Below are 18368 nucleotides of genomic sequence, written 5' to 3' on the forward strand. Positions count from 1 at the left end.
CCCTCGCCCCCCTCGGCGCAACCAGTTAGCCGCGGCGGGAGAAGTGGATATTGCTCTCGCGCCCAAGCCCGCGCACCAGACACCAACCGATGACCGCGAGACTGATGAGGAACCACAACCCGCCCCAAAGCATCGTTGTGCCGCCGATTTCTTCCGCCAACATCCGCGCGTCCGAGCGCAGGTAGTGCGCGCCGGATCGTATCGTCCCAGATGTCATAGGGCACATAGATCAGGCTGCTCAGCCCGATGATCGCGCAGGATCAAATCACAGATCTGATGGCTGAAATAGCGTGAGGCCGCGATCAGGGCCGCACCCGTTAATCCGCAAATCACAAGCGCCGGGATGTCACGCACGTAGAGCAGCAGCGTAATCAGCATAATCACACCAAGCCCCGCCAGCACCACCTTGTCCATCCGGCCCCTGAGCGCGATGAGCAGCAGTCCCACGCCGATCAAAAGCGAGCCCAAATACCCCGCTGTCAGCGTCAAAAACCGCGACCCGCCCCGCGTCCAGACCTCACCGCCTTGCTGGAAGTTCACGGAAAGGCTCTCGACCGAGCCACCGGTCAGGATGGCCATGAGGGCGTGGGAAAGCTCGTGGAAAATATACCACGAGGAACTTGAGCGGCAGGACGATGGGCGTGGACCAGAGGGCGAAGACGATGACAATGATCGCGAGGAGCTGCCAGTGGCCGCGGAGATATTCGAGCGCGTTACTCAAAGTGCGCCGACCACTTCCCAAAAATTTGCCCAAGCCGCTGCTTGAACTGCGGACATGTTAGGTTCTGTTGCAACAACACTTTGCGGGGTCAGCCATTCAAGATCTAACTCCAAAGCCGCCGCGCACAACGCTTCGATTTGCTGCGGCGAAAGCCCAAGCCCCGACAAGATCCGCCATGTCGTCAACGGCCAGCAATGCGTCGAGCATTTCTTGCATGCCTGCATCATTCGCATCTTCGGGAAACGCAGTCATGACCGTCTGCAGCCGCGACAGATCAGCATCAATCACGCCGTCGCACGCGGATTTAATCGCAATCGGATGCAGAATGTAGTCCGCGCCGAAAAAGACGTTCACTCTCGGGTGTTGCTGTGCATTCGCGCCGGCGGTTGAGCAAACTCATGAAGCAACCAAGGAAGTGTTCGAAACGGCTTGTGCACACCATCAACTCTCGCTCAGCGCGACCTTCATGTCCTTGACCTCGTAGATCACCTCGCCATCGGCCTCCACGATGCCATCGGCCACGCCCATGGTCAGGCGCCGCGTCTGGATCGCTTTGGTGAAATCGATCTTGTAGGTCAGCATCTTGCGGTCGGGGCGCACCATGCCCTTGAGCTTCACCTCACCCACGCCCAGCGCGTAGCCGCGCCCGGTCCAGCCGCGCCAGCCCAGGTTGAAGCCAGTCAGCTGCCACAAACCATCGAGACCCAGACAGCCAGGCATGATCGGGTTGCCGGGGAAGTGGCAGTCGAAGAACCAAAGCTCCGGCGTGATGTCGAATTCGGCGAGCACATGGCCCTTGCCGTGCGCCCCGCCGTCGCCGGAAATATCGGTGATCCGGTCCATCATCAGCATCGGTGGTTCTGGCAATTGCGCGTTTCCGGGGCCAAACAGCTCCCCCGTGCGCAGCGCAGCAGATCTTCCTTGTCGAAACTCGTCGGATAGTCGGCCATATGCCCCCCGGTCGTTTGTCCCTGCCATTTGCAGGCGCTCACCCCGTCTAGCACCCGTGCCATTTCAGGTGCAAGGGTCGGTCCGGACACAGGATCGTGCACCATAGTCGCATGAACATTCACGGCTGTGTTTGCAAAGCGGTCGCAAAAGGCCATATATATAGCCAGACCAAAGTAGAAAGCCCCGGGAAAATGACCCCCGAAGCCCTCGAACGCTCCAAAACCTGGCTCGGCCAATCTGAACTGCGCCCGACGCGGCAGCGCCTTGCATTGGCGTCGCTCTTGGTCGGCGACGGGCAGGATCGGCATGTCACGGCGGAAGGCTCTGCACGAAGCGGTTTTGGGAACGGGCGACCGGGTGTCGCTGGCAACCGTCTACAACACACTGCGCGCGTTTTGTGACGCGGGGCTGATGCAGGAAGTGACGGTCGACGGAAACCGCAGCTATTTCGACACGCGTGTCGATGACCACCCGCACTTCTACATGGAAGAAAGCAATGCGCTGACCGATGCGCCAGCGGCTGAGCTTGAAATCAAGGCGTTGCCAACCGTCCCGGACGGTTACGAGATCGCCAAGGTCGACGTTGTGATCCGGTTGCGCAAAAAGGGCTGATGGGTCGGCTCGGCGCAGGTATTGCGGCGGTCATATCCTTCGCTTTCACGATTATCTTCACGTTCGCCTTCTACGACCGCTACTGGCGACATCGCGACTGCTTCAACGACCGCGGCAATTGTTGGGTCAGCGAGGATGGCATCAATTACACGACCAGCGGTTTCGTCTGGGGCCCGATGGCGGTGATCTTTGCGATCCTGTTTGCGATAGCGGTGGTGAACACGATCCGGCGCTGAACATGCGCCCTTCTTTAAAGTGTTTTGCCGCGCCCTACCCTTTCACCCTAGCCATTGCGGCCAAAACCGCCTAAGCGCCGCGCTAACTTCTCTCATGACCCAAAGGCCATCCTCCCATGGACCTCCGCAATATCGCGATCATCGCGCACGTTGACCACGGCAAGACCACGCTTGTGGACGAGCTTCTCAAGCAATCCGGCGCGTTCCGGGAAAACCAGGCCGTCGCCGAGCGCGCGATGGATTCCAATGACCTTGAACGCGAGCGCGGGATCACCATCTTCGCCAAGCCAACATCCGTCGAATGGAAGGGCACGCGGATCAACATCGTGGACACGCCCGGCCACGCCGATTTCGGCGGTGAGGTTGAGCGGATCCTGAGCATGGTTGATGGCGTTGTGCTTTTGGTCGATGCGGCTGAAGGGCCCATGCCGCAGACGAAGTTCGTGACGTCGAAGGCGCTGGCCTTGGGCCTGCGCCCCATCGTGGTCTTGAACAAAGTCGACAAACCGGATGCAGAGCCTGACCGCGCGCTTGATGAAGTCTTTGATTTGTTTGCCAATCTTGATGCCAACGAAGATCAGCTCGACTTTCCGCACATGTATGCCTCTGGCCGCTCCGGTTGGGCCGATCATGAACTGGACGGCCCGCGCAAGGACCTGAGCGCGCTGTTCAACCTGATCGTCAACCACGTCGCTCCGCCCAAGCAGATCGCCAAGCAGGACGATGATTTCCGCATGCTCGCCACGACCCTCGGCGCGGACCCGTTTGTGGGCCGACTGCTGACGGGGCGTGTGGAATCCGGGCGGCTCAAGGTCGGGCAGACTGTGCAAACGCTTTCGCGCTTGGGCGAAAAGGTCGAACAGTTCCGCGTCACGAAAATCCAAGCCTTCCGGGGGCTGGGACAGCAAGACATTGAAGAGGCTTTGGCCGGTGACATCGTGTCCCTCGCGGGCATGACCAAATCCACGGTCGCAGACACGATCTGCGCGCTGGCGGTCGATGAACCGCTGGAAGCGCAACCCATTGATCCACCGACGATTACCGTGACCTTCGGCATCAACGACAGCCCTTTGGCGGGCCGCGATGGCAAGAAGGTCCAAAGCCGCGTGATCCGCGAGCGTCTGATGAAAGAGGCGGAATCAAACGTCGCCATCAAGATCTCCGACACGCCGGGCGGTGAAGCCTTCGAGGTCGCCGGTCGCGGCGAACTCCAGATGGGCGTTCTGATCGAGAATATGCGGCGTGAGGGCTTTGAGCTGTCCATCTCCCGCCCGCAGGTTCTGTTCCGGGAGATCGACGGCGAACGGTGTGAGCCGGTTGAAGAAGTCACCATTGACGTGGACGACGACTATTCCGGCGCTGTGATCGAAAAGCTGACGGGTTCCCGCAAGGGTGAGTTGGTTGAGATGAAGCCTGCCGGCGCTGGCAAGACGCGCATCATTGCGCATGTCCCGTCGCGCGGCCTGATTGGCTATCACGGAGAATTCCTGACCGACACGCGCGGCACGGGCGTTCTGAACCGCGTTTTCCACGAATGGGCGCCGCATAAGGGTGCCATTCCGGGCCGTCGTCAGGGCGTTCTTATTTCGATGGAAAACGGCTCGTCCGTGGCGTTTGCCCTTTGGAACCTTGAGGATCGCGGCAAGATGTTTATTGGCGCGCAGGCCCCGGTCTACACCGGGATGATCATCGGGGAGCACAGCCGCGACAATGATCTGGAAGTGAACCCGCTGAAGGGCAAGAAGCTGACCAACGTGCGCGCGTCTGGCACGGACGAGGCGGTGAAGCTGACCACGCCGGTGACGATGTCGCTGGAGCAGGCGATTGCCTATATCGATGATGATGAACTGGTCGAGGTCACGCCCAACGCGGTCCGCTTGCGCAAACGCTATCTTGATCCACACGAGCGCAAACGGCAGGCCCGCGCGGGTTGAGGTGCACGCGGTATCACGCGTGATACGGGCGAGGCTTGCGCAGAAAACCCAATAAAATATGGCCCTGAAGCATTTCTATAATTCTATAAATATAGAAATGCCGCCTTCATGGTTAATCGCCCATCATGCAGGATATTGCTTAATGACAGGCGGCCCGAAAGGCCGCTAACGTACCGGTATGTTTGATAAAATCATTGCTACTTCCGCCTTTGTCACGCTGTTCTTTGCCCATTCTGGCCACGCGCAAATCAACCCCTGGCCAACCACCGAATGGGTGGCCGTCTGTTCGTTAGATGAACGACATGGGCCCGGAGCGACCGTAACCTATGCGCCGGAGCCGGGCATTTACTGCCGGTTCGACAATTACGCCTATCGCAATGCGGGCGGATCGCTTGTCTCGATTTCTGTGCGACAGGCCGATGTCGATGAAGCGTTGGGTTATGCGCGCTATGCCTCGCGCATCTTCGAGGATTGGGGCCTGACGGCCCCGGCCCTACCAATCGAAGAGGCACCGTTGGCCACGCCGATGCGCTTTGGTTCAGGTGAAGGCTATGTCCTGAACGTAGTGCCGGAAATCTTCCTTCCGGAAGATCCATCCAATCAAACGGCCTTGGGTGTTTTCTTTTCGCCCAGACCTGATGACCCCCTCTTCACATCACAGCTTGAAAGCGAGCCTGGATCGCTTGCCGTGCGGTTCAGACCCGGGGCAAATGGCCCCCTTTCCGGCGAAACCGGGCCCGACGCCGAACGCCTCAACACCGTGTCGCACGAACTCGTCCACGCAATCCAATGGGCCTATCTTCTGGAGTCCCGCATCGATGCGGTATGGGATGAATACTGGGTCACGGAAGGCGTCGCGGAAGCCCTGGCCAATACGATCGACCGCCTCTACGAGCAAACCGGCTTTGAGATCCCATTCTCGTCCGCGACTTTCGGCGATCTGACCGGACAGGCGCGCTTGACCGGCGGCACGATCGAAGATCGACGCTATACCGCCTTTGATGGTGGCCTGTTCGCGACAGATATCCGGGCGGTCTACGACACGTCCTCTTTCTGGGAACACCTGTTCATTGCCCAAATCAACAATTTGGGCGAAGTGCACGAGATGTACAGGGCCGCCGAATCTGCGGACGAAGGGGCACGCTATGTCATCGACGATTGGCTGCGCGATTTCCAGGGGCTGTCCTTGCCGGAAGCGTATCGCAGGTTCCTTAGGGACGTGATCCGGGACGGATCATTCTATGACGGTTCGCGTGAGGAGATGCTTTTGGGCTGCGGGCGTCATAGTGTGACGCTGACCCCTGATGCAACCGGTGCCATCGTTTATGAACATCCGCGTCCGGTCCGCGAAGACCAGCGGCAAGCGTTGGATGGTATGCGCGCAGCGTGCATAGATTACGAGATTGATGCCACCAACGGTCCTGTAACGGTGTCGCTCGCGTCCAGTTTCGAGGGGTTGGATCCGTCCCAGCACCTACAGCTCATTGCCGGGGACGCCATTCTGAGTGAGGGCGAGAGCGTAACAATTCCTGCGGGAGAAATGCGCGTGTTGCGCAGCGTTGCTTTCTTCAGCCCGCTTACCCGAGCTGTTTCCGCTGACGAACTGATCATTCGTGGCTTCGCGGTGCGCTTCGAGCAAAGCCCGCAAAGTCCCTGTAACGCGTTGACCGTGGCGCTCAACAGGATCGCGGCGCCTGAAACATCGCTTGGGCACGGCGCAGGCCAGGAGGGCCGTTTGCCCGAATATGGAGAAGCCAGGATCGAGGCGCGGTTCGGGGAACGGGTGGTCACCGGACCGGCCTGCGCACGATTGATCGTGCTTGATTATGGCGGCGCGAACGCGCCTGCCCTGACCTTTCAATTGGCCCATAATCCATCCAACACTTACTGGCATAACATGGCGACGGAGAATTTCACCGGCAATTGGGCGGCCATCAATGTGCATGTTCCACCCGGTGAATTTGATCCTGCGGACCTTGCGACCGGACGCGAGATTGTCTTCGACCAAGGGATTGTCATTGGTGATGAAACAAGCGCGATCGTGACCGGTTGGGATCAATACCAAAACCAGGCCGGTTACACTTTCATCAGCAGTTTCGGCAATTCGTGGGGGCCGGATGCCTTTGGGACCTACGGTCATCCCTATAACGAGAATATCACGCTGAGCTTCTCGGATGTCGGGCAGAATTCAGCGACCGGAACCTTCACCTACAGAACGCTTGGCCCGTCCACCGCCGAATTCAACGAGGCATTTGTGACCACAACGGCGACTGGCACGTTCACGGTGCCAATCATCCGCATGACGGCGCGCGACGACGTCGCGGCATGGGCAGAGGACTGCCAGATTGCGCTTGTGGAGGGGCGGGCCTTTGACATGGCTCTATGCGCCCGCGCCCTACCGGGTGGTCGCGGCAACGGTATCTTGGGCACGTTCGACATCCACTGGGAATGGTATTCCAACACGTTCCTACAATAGGTTGGGCCTACTGTAGAGCGGGCGAAAGTAGGTCTGGGGCTTTACCAGAATGGGCCTGCAATGGCGCGGGCTCAAAGCCCTGGCGTTGCCCCGCCAAAGAGGTGATCCATCGTCAGCGACGGCTGCGCGCAGCCGGCCTCGCCCACGATCTTTGCAGGCACGCCCGCGACCGTCTTCATGGGCGGTACGGCCTCCAACACGACCGAGCCCGCGGCGATGCGGCGAGCAATGGCCGACCTCGATATTGCCAAGCACTTTCGCGCCCGCCCCGATCAGCACGCCGTTGCCGATTTTCGGGTGACGGTCTTCCTCTTCCTTGCCGGTCCCGCCGAGCGTGACGGAATGCAGCATGGAGACATTGTCGCCCACAACCGCCGTCTCACCAATCACGATGGAATGGGCATGGTCGATCATGATCCCCTGCCCCACACGGGCGCCGGGGTGAATGTCGACACCAAAGACTTCCGAGACGCGCATCTGGATGAAGTACGACAGATCCTTGCGCCCGGTGCGCCACAGCCAATGGCCGACGCGGTAGGCCGTGATTGCCTGGAAGCCCTTGAAGTACAGCAATGGCTGCAAGAACCGGTGGCAGGCCGGGTCGCGGTCATAGACAGCCACGATATCCGCACGCGCCTGCGCACCGAGGGTTTTGTCCGAGGCAAAAGCCTCATCCGCGATCTCGCGCAAAAGCTGCTCGGACATCTCGGACGATGCGAGCTTTTGCGACACGCGATAACCGAGCGCATTCTCTAAGGTGGGATGGTGGAGGACGCAGGCATGGACCAGCCCGCCGAGCAAAGGCTCGTCGGCGATGGCGGTCGATGCCTCGTCGGTGATCCGGCGCCAGACCGGATCAAGTTCCGTCACATGGGATTGCGTGCGGGCCATGTTTGGCCTCCTTTGCGAACCGTCCCTGCCAGAATACGGCAGCGGCCCGCAAAGGTCCATGCAACGATAATGTGAGGGATGTTAGCTGAGCTGACAGATCACACAGGATCAGGCAGCGACAGCTCGGCGTAATGGGCGACCAGACGGATCGCACCGCCCGCAAAATCGCCGCCCTGCGCCGTAATCTCAAGCGCCGTGGGCGACCAATAGACCTGCGGCGCGCCGGGGCCATTGACCCAGGAATTCAGCGGCAGGCCAAGGCCCGAGCCGTAGCGCTGCAAATCACCGGTGATCCCGAGATCCCAAGTGGAGACGGCGCCTGTGATAGCCGTGATCACGCGGCCCGTCACGCCGTAAGCAATTGAACGGGCTGGGAAAAGGACGGGCGTCGTCACGCTCGCCCCGGCTGTCAGGTTCACATCAACCTCAACTGATTTCGTCGCAACGGACGCCCCATTGGGGGTCATCGTCATGGCGCCGATGCGCCAGTCTGTCCCGTCGAAAATAGCCAATGCACCGGCGTCCAGCACCAGCGCCTGCCATCCGCGAGATGGGGGCACGAAGACCCAGCCACCGCCCGACGCAATGGCAACGGTCCCCTCCTGCCCGGCCCAAGCATTCACCGCGCCAACCGGCACGGCATAGGCCAATCCATCAATGGCAGCGGGCGGCGTCGTCTCGGTCACGGAGGAAAGGCGCAATTGCGTCACACCATCCAGACGCACCAACGCCTCATTCACGGTCACATGCTTTTGCGCTTGCGCCGGAGCCAGCAGCGGTAGGGCCAGGTTTGCGGTCTCAGTCATTGATTTCGGTCCTTGCAAATGGCCCCGCTCCGAAGCGTTCGGAGACCTGGGCAACCTCGATGGAATAGGTGCTTTGCGTCCCGTCAGCGGCGCGCATTGCATCGGTGTAGGTGAACACGGGCGCGGTCAGGATCTCTTCGCGCCGGATGGCTCCGGCATCCACGACCCGCAAAATGTACTGCTCAGAGGCCTCGCCCAACGGCACGTCCGTCCCGTCCCAGCTGTCGGCATCAATGCGCGACCGACGGATCCAGCTGATCTGCCGCTCGGCTCCGGCACGGGGCGCGCGCAGGTGCACCGGGCTGTAGGGGCGCAAGCCAATGCCCTGAAAGGCAACGACGTCTTCGGTATAGCTTGCATCATCGACCGCCCGTCGGGAGGGGCCGACCCGCCATGTGCGCACCAGCCCACGGGCGGAGCTCGGCAACTCCACCTGCGTTACCGCAGCATCCAACAGCACAAAGACCGAACCCTCAGGCCAGACGTCGGGCATAACACCATCGGTGCCGAGTTGGCCGCGCAGGCGCATCCCGATGTCCCACGTTCCAGGGCCCACAAGGGTTGCATCCGCGAACTGGATCACCTCCCACACATCATCCTCGCCCGAGCCAATCGCGGCTGCATTGGCCCCTGCAAGAACCGAGGCCATCTCGGCCGAAGACAGCGCCCCGGTCTCCAGTTCAACCCTGAGATTGCCAGAGCGGTCCCAAATCCCTGATTTCTGTTTCAGCAAAGGCGATTGAAGCGTGCCGACAATAGCGGGCTGCTCGACGATCTTGTTGAGCGTGAAGCCGTCGCTGCCTGGCGCGGAATAGACCGCGGCACTGCCCGGCCAAGGACTTGCGGCGACGGCAAGGTGGGGGGCGTGCTCGACCTCATCGCCGGTCAGAAGCGGCAGATCCATGAAAACAGGCGTCACCGGAAGCGGTGGAACAAAGGCCTCAACCCGATTGACCTCCTCCACCTCGTCCGAGGGGATGGCCGTCGACGGTTCAACGCGGGAGGCTTCGATTTGCCTGTATCCGCGGTCCTCGACCCGGTCGACGCGCCATGTATGGCCATCTTCCGTGGCGATCAGCGCACCTGCGCCCAAGGCACGGTCTGAGGGCGGTAGCGCGAAGCGCAATGTGTCTTGTGCAACGCGCCCTTCCGCCAACCAACGTTCGGCCATCCCCTGGCCTTCTGCGCTGGTCAAGGCCAGCGGCAGATCCACGTCATTCACTTGATCGGCACCGTCGCCGGGGAACACGGCTTCGGCGACCTTGTCACCATAGCTTCCCTCCGCCTCGGCAAACCCGATGCGCAGGCGACCGACCGTTTCGGCCTCGGGCGCGCGGGTCCGTGTGAAGCCACCTTCGCCGTCATCATCGCGCGCCGTCTCGGGCGCCTCGACCACTTTGTTCGGCACCTCGGGCAACGGCAGGAAAACCAGCTTTCCGTCGCGCTCAATCGCCTGGAAACCATAGGCCATCATCAGCGATTGCAGGCGCGCACGTGCGGTTTCGGTCTGGGCAGAGACATGGCCACGCACCAGCCCATGCAAGGCAGATACATCGTAATGGGTTAGCCCGGCGCGCTCGCAAATCTCGGCGACCACCAGATCAAGCGGTTGCGCATCAAGCCGTCCGGTCAGCCAATGACCCCGCTTCCAGTTTACCCCATCCGTCCACCGATCCAGATCGTTTGGAAAGGCGGGCCAGGGCCGTGCATCCCAAGCCCAGGCATGGGCGCGCGACAGGTCAAGCATCGGGCCAGCGTACTGATCTGACTGAGGGTTTCTGCCCTCTTCTGCCCAGTAATCCATGATAGCGCGCAGGTATTGCGCTTGAATCAGATCGTCCCGGCGCCCGTTGGAAAAGTACGGTATTTTGCTCTCAGAGCTTTTCGGATCAAGGAATGTGTTGGGCTGGTTCGTCCCCTTGTCGATGGCCGCACAGCCGAACTCATCCGACCAGGCAAGGTCAAATTGCGGCCCCCGCAGCGCCTCCGGATCATGAGAGGAATAGAGCCGCGCCTCTGCCCCGTTCGGCCAAACCAACATCCGCTCGCCGGCCACCCAACGTGGCACCCGGTCAGGCGGAGAGCAGGCAATCAACCCGCTCTCACCCTTTACCATTACGGCCAGTGCCTGATCATAGGTCTCCCCGATCAAGGCCACCCGGCGGGCCCGGCCGGGAGCGTCGGGCGTGTCCCCCTCCACCATCGACCGGACCCATTCTGCCCCGGCGCGCGTCTTGCCCGCGCCCCGGCCACCCAGCACAACCCAGGTGCGCCAATCCCCCGATGGCGGCAGTTGGTGTGGCAGAGCCCAGAACTCGAAAATCCAGGGCAAGGCTGCCAACGCATTGTCATCCAGGCTCTCCAGAAACGCCATTTCCTGCGACGGCGTCGCGGAGGCAAGCAAGCCGGAGCCCGATCTCAGCTCGGGCTGCTCCAAGGTCGAGTTGCCCTGCGCCATGTGCGCCGAACCGTTTACTTCCTGCTTCACGTGCCTTCTCCCGCATCTCCAACGTGTGCTGAAGCGCGGAATTCATCGCGCGTACATCCTTGAGGATCTCGGCAGCACTCACTTCGCCAACAGCTTCAAGGGTGTCACAGCTTTGCCGCAGGACCCGCACAGCCCGGTCAAAGACGTCCTGTGCATCATCCACAAGCATCTCAGCCCGGTCCTCAGAAGGACCGACCTCACGTTCAATCATATCTTCCATGGTCATTACCCCGTGTCCGTAGATCACCTCTCGGGCACGAGCAGAATGCGGGCAGCGATCCTGTAACCGACGGCGTCTTGCGACACCGGCTCACTCGGCACAAAAAACGGCCGTCGAGGGCAGCTACCCCCGGGCCGTTGACCCACATCTTCCAGCGTGCCTAAAGAGGTGCCATGGACCGTTCGGTCGGTCAAGAAGTTTTGTGTTTTCAGTTGGTTAACGGACGCACCGCGCGCTAACCAATCATTAACCAGATCACGTTTTCCGCAGCAAATTCAACACCCAGCAGCAGCTCAAAGCCAGGCACACGCCCTTCTTTGTTCCACAAATATGCAAATACAATAGCAGCCCAATATGCAGCGCGGGCTGTCAAAACACCCTTCGGGACGGCGGGAGGGGCGAGGTCCGCGCGTTTTGCGCCTGCAAAACACGTGGACCAGCGTCTCCCCCGTGCTCGTCAGTTCCCGTCGTTGCGTTCCGCCTCAATTTCGCGCCAGCGGGCAACATTGCGGTTGTGCTCTTCCAAAGTCACCGCAAACGCATGGCCACCCGTGCCGTCGGCCACGAAGAAGATGAAGTCCGTCTCATCCGGGTTGAGCGCGGCCCGAATGGCGTCCGCGCCCGGATCTGCAATCGGCGTCGGTGGCAGGCCGTCGATTACGTAGGTATTCCATGGCGTCTCACCCCGCAGCTCCGACTGCCGCAAACCACGGCCCAGGATACCCCGCCCGTTCGTCACGCCGTAGATCACCGTAGGGTCTGTCTGCAGCCGCATGCCGGTGTTCAGACGGTTGATAAAGACGGAGGCCACCCGCCCCCGCTCCTCCGGTACAGAAGTTTCCTTCTCGATGATGGAGGCCAGGATCAGCGCCTCTTCCGGTGTGGAAATCGGCAGGCCCGGCGCCCGGTTCTCCCAGGCCTCCGCAAGAATACGTTCCTGCGCCGCCTGCATCTCGGCGATTAGCTCCATCCGGTCTTCGCCCCGGTTCACTTCGATCGTTGCGGGCGCCAGCATGCCCTCGGCAGGAATATCGGGGATCTCGCCATCCAGGAAATCCGCCGCCAAAAGCCCCTGCACCACCTGCCAGCTTGTCAGCCCTTCCGGGATAACCAGCCGGTAGATCATCGGCACCTCTTGCTCCAGAAGTGCTGCATATTCCTGCGGAATACCGTCTTCATAGGCGAACCGCGCGATCTCTTCGACCTCACCCGTGCCCGGCACACGCTCGCTCAACCGCAACTGGCCTGAGCCTGAGTTGCGCAGCACATAGGTTGCGCGGTAGCGGAACGAGGACGGCCCACCAGCCGTCACAATGTCCAGCACCTCTTCCATCGTGGCCCCGGCCGGGATCTCGTAATTCCCGAACCGCAAATCACCAGACCGGTCCGCGGCCCGCACACCAACGCGGAAGATGGCAGCCGAGCGGATCACACCCGCCGCTTCCAACCGTTCCGAGACTTCGCCGAGCGTGTCGCCTTGCTCAACCTCGAAAAAAGCGGCGGTCTCCAACGGCCCGGCCGCATCCCACTGGTTCTTGCCCCAGCCCAAAGCCGCCGCCGCCGCGATCAACGCAACGATCAGGAAGGACATGCCGTTTGCGGCGATGTGTTTCCACATATGCGGGTTACTCCACCTGGCCCATGATCAGGCAGGCATTGGTCCCGCCAAACCCGAAAGAGTTCGACTGCGCGATCCGGATCTCCCCCTCCTGCTTGGCATTGGCACACAGGTTGATCTCAGTTTCCGCCGCCGGGTTGTCCAAGTTGATTGTCGGAGGCGCCACATTGTCCCGGATCGCGAGGATCGAGAAGATCGCCTCAATCGCACCCGCAGCGCCCAGCAAATGCCCTGTCATGGATTTGGTCGAAGACATGCGCACGTTCTTCGCATGATCGCCCATCAAACGCTCAACCGCGCCCAGTTCGATCGTATCGGCCATGGTCGAGGTGCCGTGCGCGTTCACGTAATCAATATCGCTCGGCTGCAATCCGGCTCGCTTCAGGGCAGCACGCATTGCGCGCTCCGCGCCCTCATGGTCCGGCGGCGGGGCTGTGATGTGATGCGCGTCACCCGACAGGCCGTAGCCCAGAATTTCAGCATAGATCTTCGCTCCCCGGGCCTTGGCATGCTCATACTCCTCCAGCACCACCATGCCCGCACCTTCGCCCATGACAAAGCCATCGCTGTCGCTGTCCCAAGGACGCGACGCCTTCTCCGGCTCATCCGCGCGTTTTGTTGAAAGCGCCTTGCACGCATTGAACCCGGCAATCCCGATCGCACAGATCGGGCTTTCCGCCCCACCCGCAATCATCACATCCGCATCGTCCAGCGCAATCAAACGCGCCGCATCGCCAATGGCATGCGCACCGGTCGAACAGGCCGTCACAACCGAATGGTTCGGCCCTTTATAGCCGTAACGGATCGAGACCTGGCCAGAGATCAGGTTGATCAACGCGCCCGGCACAAAGAACGGCGATACACGCCGTGGCCCGCGCTCGTTCAGGGTAATCGACGTATCGGCAATGGAAGAAAGTCCGCCAATACCGGCCCCAATCAGGCAGCCGGTGCGCTCAAGGCTCTCACGATCTTCCGGCGTCCAGCCCGCATCGGCAATCGCCTGATCTGCTGCAGCCACGCCGTACAGGATGAAATCATCGACCTTGCGTTGTTCCTTGGGCTCCATCCAATCGTCCGGGTTGAAGGTCCCGTCTGATCCATCGCCGCGCGGAAGCTCGCAGGCATAGGTTGTTCCAAACCCTTCGGCGTCGAAGCGCGTAATCGGCCCGGCCCCCGATTGGCCGGCCAAAAGCCGCTCCCATGTCTTCTCAACACCGCATGCCAGGGGTGTCACCAACCCCAAACCTGTCACAACCACTCGACGCATTATTCGGCCCCCGCGATTTTCGTTGCGCTTCAATTACCGGAAAGCGCCGCCCCGGCGCAATCCCCGCTCCCGTTACCGGCAAAGCATTGCCTTACGGGACGGTGGGAGGGGCGACGTGCCATAGCACAAGCGTCTCCCCCGCCCCCGGAAATGCAAAAGCGGCGGCGGGATTTCTCCGCGCCGCCGCCAATTTTGCCAAAAGACCCGATTACTGGGCTTCGTTGATGAACTTCACCGCGTCGCCAAACGTCTGGATGGTCTCGGCGGCGTCATCAGGGATCTCAATGCCGAACTCTTCCTCAAAAGCCATGACCAGCTCAACCGTATCCAGCGAGTCTGCGCCCAGGTCGTCGATGAACGACGCGGCTTCCGTCACCTTGTCTTCGTCAACGCTCAGGTGCTCAACAACGATCTTCTTCACGCGATCTGCGATGTCGCTCATTTTCAGGTCCTCATGGTCTTTCAGGGTTCCGCCCGTGCCGGGTGCCCTTGTTTCAGTACTGCCGTTCCGGCCGCTCAATGTGCCATCACACCAATAACAGGTGGTCAGGCCCGACCGGTGGAACAAGCCCCCCGGCAATTCTCGCGCCGCCTATAACACAAGTTTCGCCCATGTCCATGCCTTGCGCGTGGCTTTCTGACGTAGCGGAAAGCGCGCTACAGCATCGCCATACCGCCGTTCACATGCAGCGTGGTGCCAGTCAGGTAGCCTGCCTCAGGGCTGGCCAGAAACAGCGTCGCAGCGGCGATTTCCGCGGGGGTGCCCATGCGACCGGCCGGAATCTGCGTCAGGATCTTGGATTTCTGATCATCCGTCAGTTTGTCGGTCATGGCCGTCTCGATGAAGCCCGGTGCAACACAGTTTACGGTGATTCCACGGCTGGCGACCTCATAGGCTAGGCTTTTCGACATGCCCACCATGCCCGCTTTCGACGCCGCGTAATTCCCCTGCCCCGGATTCCCCGTGGCCCCCACAACGCTTGAGATATTCACGATCCGGCCCCAACGCGCTTTCATCATGCCGCGCAAAGCGCCCCGGCACAGCCGCATGGTCGAGGTCAGGTTCACATCCAGAACGCTTTGCCATTCTTCGTCCGACATCCGCATGAACAGATTATCGCGCGTGATGCCCGCATTGTTGACGAGAATATCAAGCGATCCCATCGCCGTTGCGGCCTCTTTCGGCAGCGCATCCACCGCATCCGCATCGCTCAGATTGCAGGGCAAGACATGTGCGCGCTCCCCCAGCTCAGAAGCCAACGCCTCCAACGGCTCTACCCGCGTGCCCGACAGGCCCACAATCGCGCCAGCCCCATGCAAGGCGCGCGCAATTTCTGCGCCGATGCCGCCCGAGGCGCCTGTCACCAGGGCCGCTATTCCTGTCAGATCGGTCATGTCTCTCCCCTCAGTCCGTGTTTTTATGCCTCAGCCGTTGATCGTCGCAACCGCAGCCCGCACGTCGTCGGCCGACCCTACCGCTGCCGTGGTTGCGGCGCGTTCGATTCTGTTTGATCATGCCGGACAAAGCCTTGCCCGCACCAATTTCGTAGAATTCGGTGACACCTTCCGCCACCATCCACGCCACACTCTCGCGCCAGCGGACCCGGCCCGTGACCTGATCGACCAGATGATTGCGGATCAGCATGGCTGAGCTTTCGGCGCGTGCGATCACATTGCCCACCAGCGGCACGATCGGGGCCTGCAAGTCGACCTGGCTCAAGGCTTCAGCCATCGCGTCAGCAGCAGGTTGCATCAAGGCGCAATGGAACGGGGCGGAAACCGGCAAAAGGAGCGCCCGCTTTGCGCCCCTTTCCTTGGCGATCACCGTGGCCCGTTCAACCGCCGCTTTTTGGCCGGAAATCACGACCTGCGCCGGGTCATTGTCATTGGCGGCTTCGCAAACCTCGCCCTGCGCGGCCTCTTGGGCCACCGCAGTCACAGCCTCAAAATCAAGGCCAAGGACGGCCGCCATGGCCCCTTCGCCCGCCGGAACCGCCGCCTGCATCGCCTCGCCGCGCAACCGCAAGAGGCGCGCGGCGTCGGCCAGGCTCAGCGCGCCGGCTGCACACAATGCGGAATATTCGCCCAAGGAATGACCGGCCACAAAATCCGCCGCCGTCACCTCTACCCCTTCGGCCTTCAAGGCGGCCATGGCAGCCATGGATGTTGCCATCAAGGCGGGCTGTGCATTGCGGGTCAGGGTCAGCGTCTCGATCTCACCTTCCCAGATCAGCGTGGAAAGCTTCTCACCCAGCGCTGCATCGACCTCATCAAAGACGGCGCGTGCGTCAGGGTAGGCATCGGCAAGATCGCGGCCCATTCCGATGGTTTGCGCCCCTTGGCCGGGAAATACGAATGCGCGGGTCATTTTGGCGCTCCTGCTCAACCTCGATTGTCGCACGATGGGCTACAACACAGGCGCGCGCCGCGCAACGAAAGACGGCGACACCCTGGTTAAAGGGCGCCGCCGTCCTGTTGCGTGCGGCATGGAAACCGCGACTTTCGTGGGCTTAGTAGCCGGTCACCTGCATGGTTGAGCTACAGGTCGATGGGGACCAGCCGCCAATCCAGATGTCGACGCGTCCGTTCAAGTCCGCGGTGGAGCTCAACTGCAACCGCGACCGGGTGTGGATCCGCCAATCAACATAGTCATCGTTGAAGAAGTAGTTGCCCGCCGCATCGCGGATCAGGATCGTTGTGTCGCAAGTGGTCGCTTCGATCAGGAACTCGACCGTGCTGAACTGATCCATGTTGCTAAGGTACATGGAATAGGTCGGGTTCGCGTCAAAGAAGCCGCGTGCATAGGGAAGCTGCCGCCACAGGTCCTGAGGTCGGTATAGCCCGAATGCGTAATGGTCTGATCGTAGGTCGATCCAAAGTCAGACCCGTCCGAGACCAAAGGCTCGCCGTTGTAAGCATTGTTCGGGCAGCCCGCGACCGCACCGGTCGCCGGGGGCGGCGCCGGATCGGTTCCGCCACCGGTTGTGCCGGGATCGGGGTCTGGGTCCGGGTCCGGGGTTGGATCCGGGTCCGGATCGGGATCAGGCGTCGGGTCGGGATCCGGGTCCGGCGTTGGGTCCGGATCAGGATCAGGCGTTGGATCCGGATCGGGATTGGGATCAGGATCAGGATCCGTCGTGCCGCCACCGGTCGTGCCGCCGCCCGTGGTTCCACCACCGGTTGTCCCACCACCCGTGGTTCCGCCATCCGTCCCGCACGTATCAGCACCAGTGCACTGATCGCCAGCATCGGTATCGGGTTGCACGGCCAGATCAGCGTCCCAGGCTGTCTCGAACATGCCACCCTGCATCTCGCCACGGATCACCGCGGAATGCTCGGACAAATCGGCATTTGTCGTATCGGCCATCCAAACGCCAACGCCCACAAGTGCTGCCATCACGACAACATAGTCGACGGTAACGACGGCCTCGTCTTTTTCCAAAACGGGTGGAACACCTGTGGCCTCCAATCCAAAATACCATGGCCGCTCACAAGCAGCCGAATACGCTCTCTCCGCCCACTTGGACGGAATTCTCCAACGCTTTTGTCTCAAGACATCATGGTCGAAATGGGGCGAAAGGCGGCAATCACGGTGACAGTCCGTTGCCAGACTGGCACCAATCGGAGGGGCGGGCTGGACACGCGCCCCGCACCCGCCTATACGCGCGCATCGCTTCGTCGTGCATCCCATACGGCGTGATCCCTCGTGGCCGGGGGACGAAGCGACAAACGCCCGGCCTTTGAAACGCGCCCTGAAAACTGAACTGGAGTTCCCATGCCTCTCTACGAGCATGTGATGATTGCGCGTCAGGACCTGTCCAACGCGCAGGCCGAAGCCCTGAACGAGCATTTCGGCACTGTCCTCAAAGACAATGGCGGCAACGTGGTCGACACCGAATATTGGGGTGTGAAGACCATGGCCTACAAGATCAACAAAAACCGCAAGGGCCACTATTCCTACATCCGCACCGACGCCCCGTCGGAAGCTGTGCAGGAAATGGAGCGCCTTATGCGCCTGCATGACGACGTGATGCGCGTCCTGACCGTCAAGGTCGACGCCCATGATGAGGGCCCTTCGGTCCAGATGCAGAAACGTGACGAACGCGACGGCCGTCGCGAGCGCCGCTGATTCTTTGAAAGGATAAAGA

17 protein-coding genes and 4 pseudogenes are annotated in these 18368 nt (G+C 61.1%); 5 read left to right on the forward strand and 16 right to left on the reverse strand.

All coding sequences use genetic code 11. From position 1 onward, the window contains the following. Positions 1-25: 25 nt before the first annotated feature. The 4 genes and pseudogenes from ACZ1HK_RS04770 to fabA all read right to left on the reverse strand — a co-directional run bounded on the left by ACZ1HK_RS04770 (position 26) and on the right by fabA (position 1671). Positions 26-226: a hypothetical protein gene (locus ACZ1HK_RS04770; RefSeq protein WP_472627690.1), complete on the reverse strand. Its 201-nt coding sequence runs from the start codon at positions 224-226 to the stop codon at positions 26-28. Then, positions 214-579: a M50 family metallopeptidase gene (locus tag ACZ1HK_RS04775; protein ID WP_472627691.1), complete on the reverse strand. Its 366-nt coding sequence runs from the start codon at positions 577-579 to the stop codon at positions 214-216. The genes ACZ1HK_RS04770 and ACZ1HK_RS04775 overlap by 13 nt, the downstream gene beginning before the upstream one ends. A gap of 238 nt (positions 580-817) precedes the next feature. After that, the gene (locus ACZ1HK_RS04780) at positions 818-1075 is read right to left on the reverse strand and encodes a hypothetical protein (protein WP_472627692.1); all 258 of its coding nucleotides are present in this window, start codon (positions 1073-1075) and stop codon (positions 818-820) included. Positions 1076-1162: 87 nt separating this feature from the next. Next, positions 1163-1671, reverse strand: a pseudogene (gene fabA / locus ACZ1HK_RS04785) (bifunctional 3-hydroxydecanoyl-ACP dehydratase/trans-2-decenoyl-ACP isomerase). 192 nt (positions 1672-1863) lie between these two features. On the opposite strand from fabA, the pseudogene irrA reads away from it, so the two are divergent. The 4 genes and pseudogenes from irrA (at position 1864) to ACZ1HK_RS04805 (ending at position 6930) form a co-directional block, all read left to right on the forward strand. Beyond that, positions 1864-2284 (forward strand): annotated as a pseudogene (irrA, locus tag ACZ1HK_RS04790) (iron response transcriptional regulator IrrA). After that, positions 2284-2520 carry a hypothetical protein gene (locus ACZ1HK_RS04795; protein ID WP_472627693.1) on the forward strand — a complete coding sequence of 79 codons (237 nt, stop codon included), beginning with the start codon at positions 2284-2286 and terminating at the stop codon, positions 2518-2520. The pseudogene irrA and the gene ACZ1HK_RS04795 overlap by 1 nt, the downstream one beginning before the upstream one ends. 116 nt (positions 2521-2636) lie before the next feature. Beyond that, positions 2637-4454 carry a translational GTPase TypA gene (gene typA / locus ACZ1HK_RS04800; RefSeq protein ID WP_472627694.1) on the forward strand — a complete coding sequence of 606 codons (1818 nt, stop codon included), beginning with the start codon at positions 2637-2639 and terminating at the stop codon, positions 4452-4454. A gap of 178 nt (positions 4455-4632) precedes the next feature. Further along, entirely contained in the window at positions 4633-6930 is a 2298-nt protein-coding gene (locus tag ACZ1HK_RS04805; protein WP_472627695.1) for a hypothetical protein, read from the forward strand. A gap of 71 nt (positions 6931-7001) precedes the next feature. Here ACZ1HK_RS04805 and cysE read toward each other — a convergent pair. The 12 genes and pseudogenes from cysE to ACZ1HK_RS04865 form a co-directional block, all read right to left on the reverse strand. Further along, a pseudogene (cysE, locus tag ACZ1HK_RS04810) lies at positions 7002-7821 on the reverse strand (serine O-acetyltransferase). A gap of 98 nt (positions 7822-7919) precedes the next feature. Next, complete coding sequence (locus tag ACZ1HK_RS04815; RefSeq protein ID WP_472627696.1) at positions 7920-8627, reverse strand: DUF2793 domain-containing protein; 708 nt, start codon at positions 8625-8627, stop codon at positions 7920-7922. Continuing rightward, positions 8620-11085 (reverse strand): phage tail protein, encoded by a 2466-nt coding sequence (locus tag ACZ1HK_RS04820; protein ID WP_472627697.1) that lies wholly within the window; start codon positions 11083-11085, stop codon positions 8620-8622. The genes ACZ1HK_RS04815 and ACZ1HK_RS04820 overlap by 8 nt, the downstream gene beginning before the upstream one ends. After that, on the reverse strand, positions 10976-11335 hold the full coding sequence (locus ACZ1HK_RS04825) for a hypothetical protein (RefSeq protein WP_472627698.1): 360 nt from the start codon (positions 11333-11335) through the stop codon (positions 10976-10978). The genes ACZ1HK_RS04820 and ACZ1HK_RS04825 overlap by 110 nt, the downstream gene beginning before the upstream one ends. 235 nt (positions 11336-11570) lie before the next feature. Next, positions 11571-11708, reverse strand: coding sequence for a hypothetical protein (locus tag ACZ1HK_RS04830; protein WP_472627699.1), 138 nt, complete (start codon positions 11706-11708; stop codon positions 11571-11573). Between the two features lie 84 nt (positions 11709-11792). Further along, the gene (gene mltG / locus ACZ1HK_RS04835; protein ID WP_472627700.1) at positions 11793-12953 is read right to left on the reverse strand and encodes an endolytic transglycosylase MltG; all 1161 of its coding nucleotides are present in this window, start codon (positions 12951-12953) and stop codon (positions 11793-11795) included. Positions 12954-12960: 7 nt separating this feature from the next. After that, complete coding sequence (gene fabF / locus ACZ1HK_RS04840; RefSeq protein ID WP_472627701.1) at positions 12961-14220, reverse strand: beta-ketoacyl-ACP synthase II; 1260 nt, start codon at positions 14218-14220, stop codon at positions 12961-12963. 208 nt (positions 14221-14428) lie between these two features. Continuing rightward, complete coding sequence (locus tag ACZ1HK_RS04845; protein ID WP_472627702.1) at positions 14429-14662, reverse strand: acyl carrier protein; 234 nt, start codon at positions 14660-14662, stop codon at positions 14429-14431. Between the two features lie 215 nt (positions 14663-14877). Further along, complete coding sequence (gene fabG / locus ACZ1HK_RS04850) at positions 14878-15615, reverse strand: 3-oxoacyl-[acyl-carrier-protein] reductase (RefSeq protein WP_472627703.1); 738 nt, start codon at positions 15613-15615, stop codon at positions 14878-14880. Positions 15616-15645: 30 nt separating this feature from the next. Next, positions 15646-16588: pseudogene (gene fabD, locus ACZ1HK_RS04855) on the reverse strand (ACP S-malonyltransferase). A 142-nt stretch (positions 16589-16730) separates the two neighbouring features. Beyond that, positions 16731-16985, reverse strand: a complete 255-nt coding sequence (locus tag ACZ1HK_RS04860; protein ID WP_472627704.1) for a hypothetical protein — start codon at positions 16983-16985, stop codon at positions 16731-16733. Further along, on the reverse strand, positions 16940-17662 hold the full coding sequence (locus ACZ1HK_RS04865) for a hypothetical protein (protein ID WP_472627705.1): 723 nt from the start codon (positions 17660-17662) through the stop codon (positions 16940-16942). The genes ACZ1HK_RS04860 and ACZ1HK_RS04865 overlap by 46 nt, the downstream gene beginning before the upstream one ends. Positions 17663-17995: 333 nt before the next feature. Here ACZ1HK_RS04865 and rpsF point away from each other — a divergent pair, with 333 nt between their 5' ends. Beyond that, the gene (gene rpsF / locus ACZ1HK_RS04870) at positions 17996-18349 is read left to right on the forward strand and encodes a 30S ribosomal protein S6 (RefSeq protein WP_472627706.1); all 354 of its coding nucleotides are present in this window, start codon (positions 17996-17998) and stop codon (positions 18347-18349) included. The last annotated feature ends 19 nt before the right edge of the window (positions 18350-18368 follow it).

The sequence above is a fragment of the Gymnodinialimonas sp. JB5-7 genome (assembly GCF_055693405.1).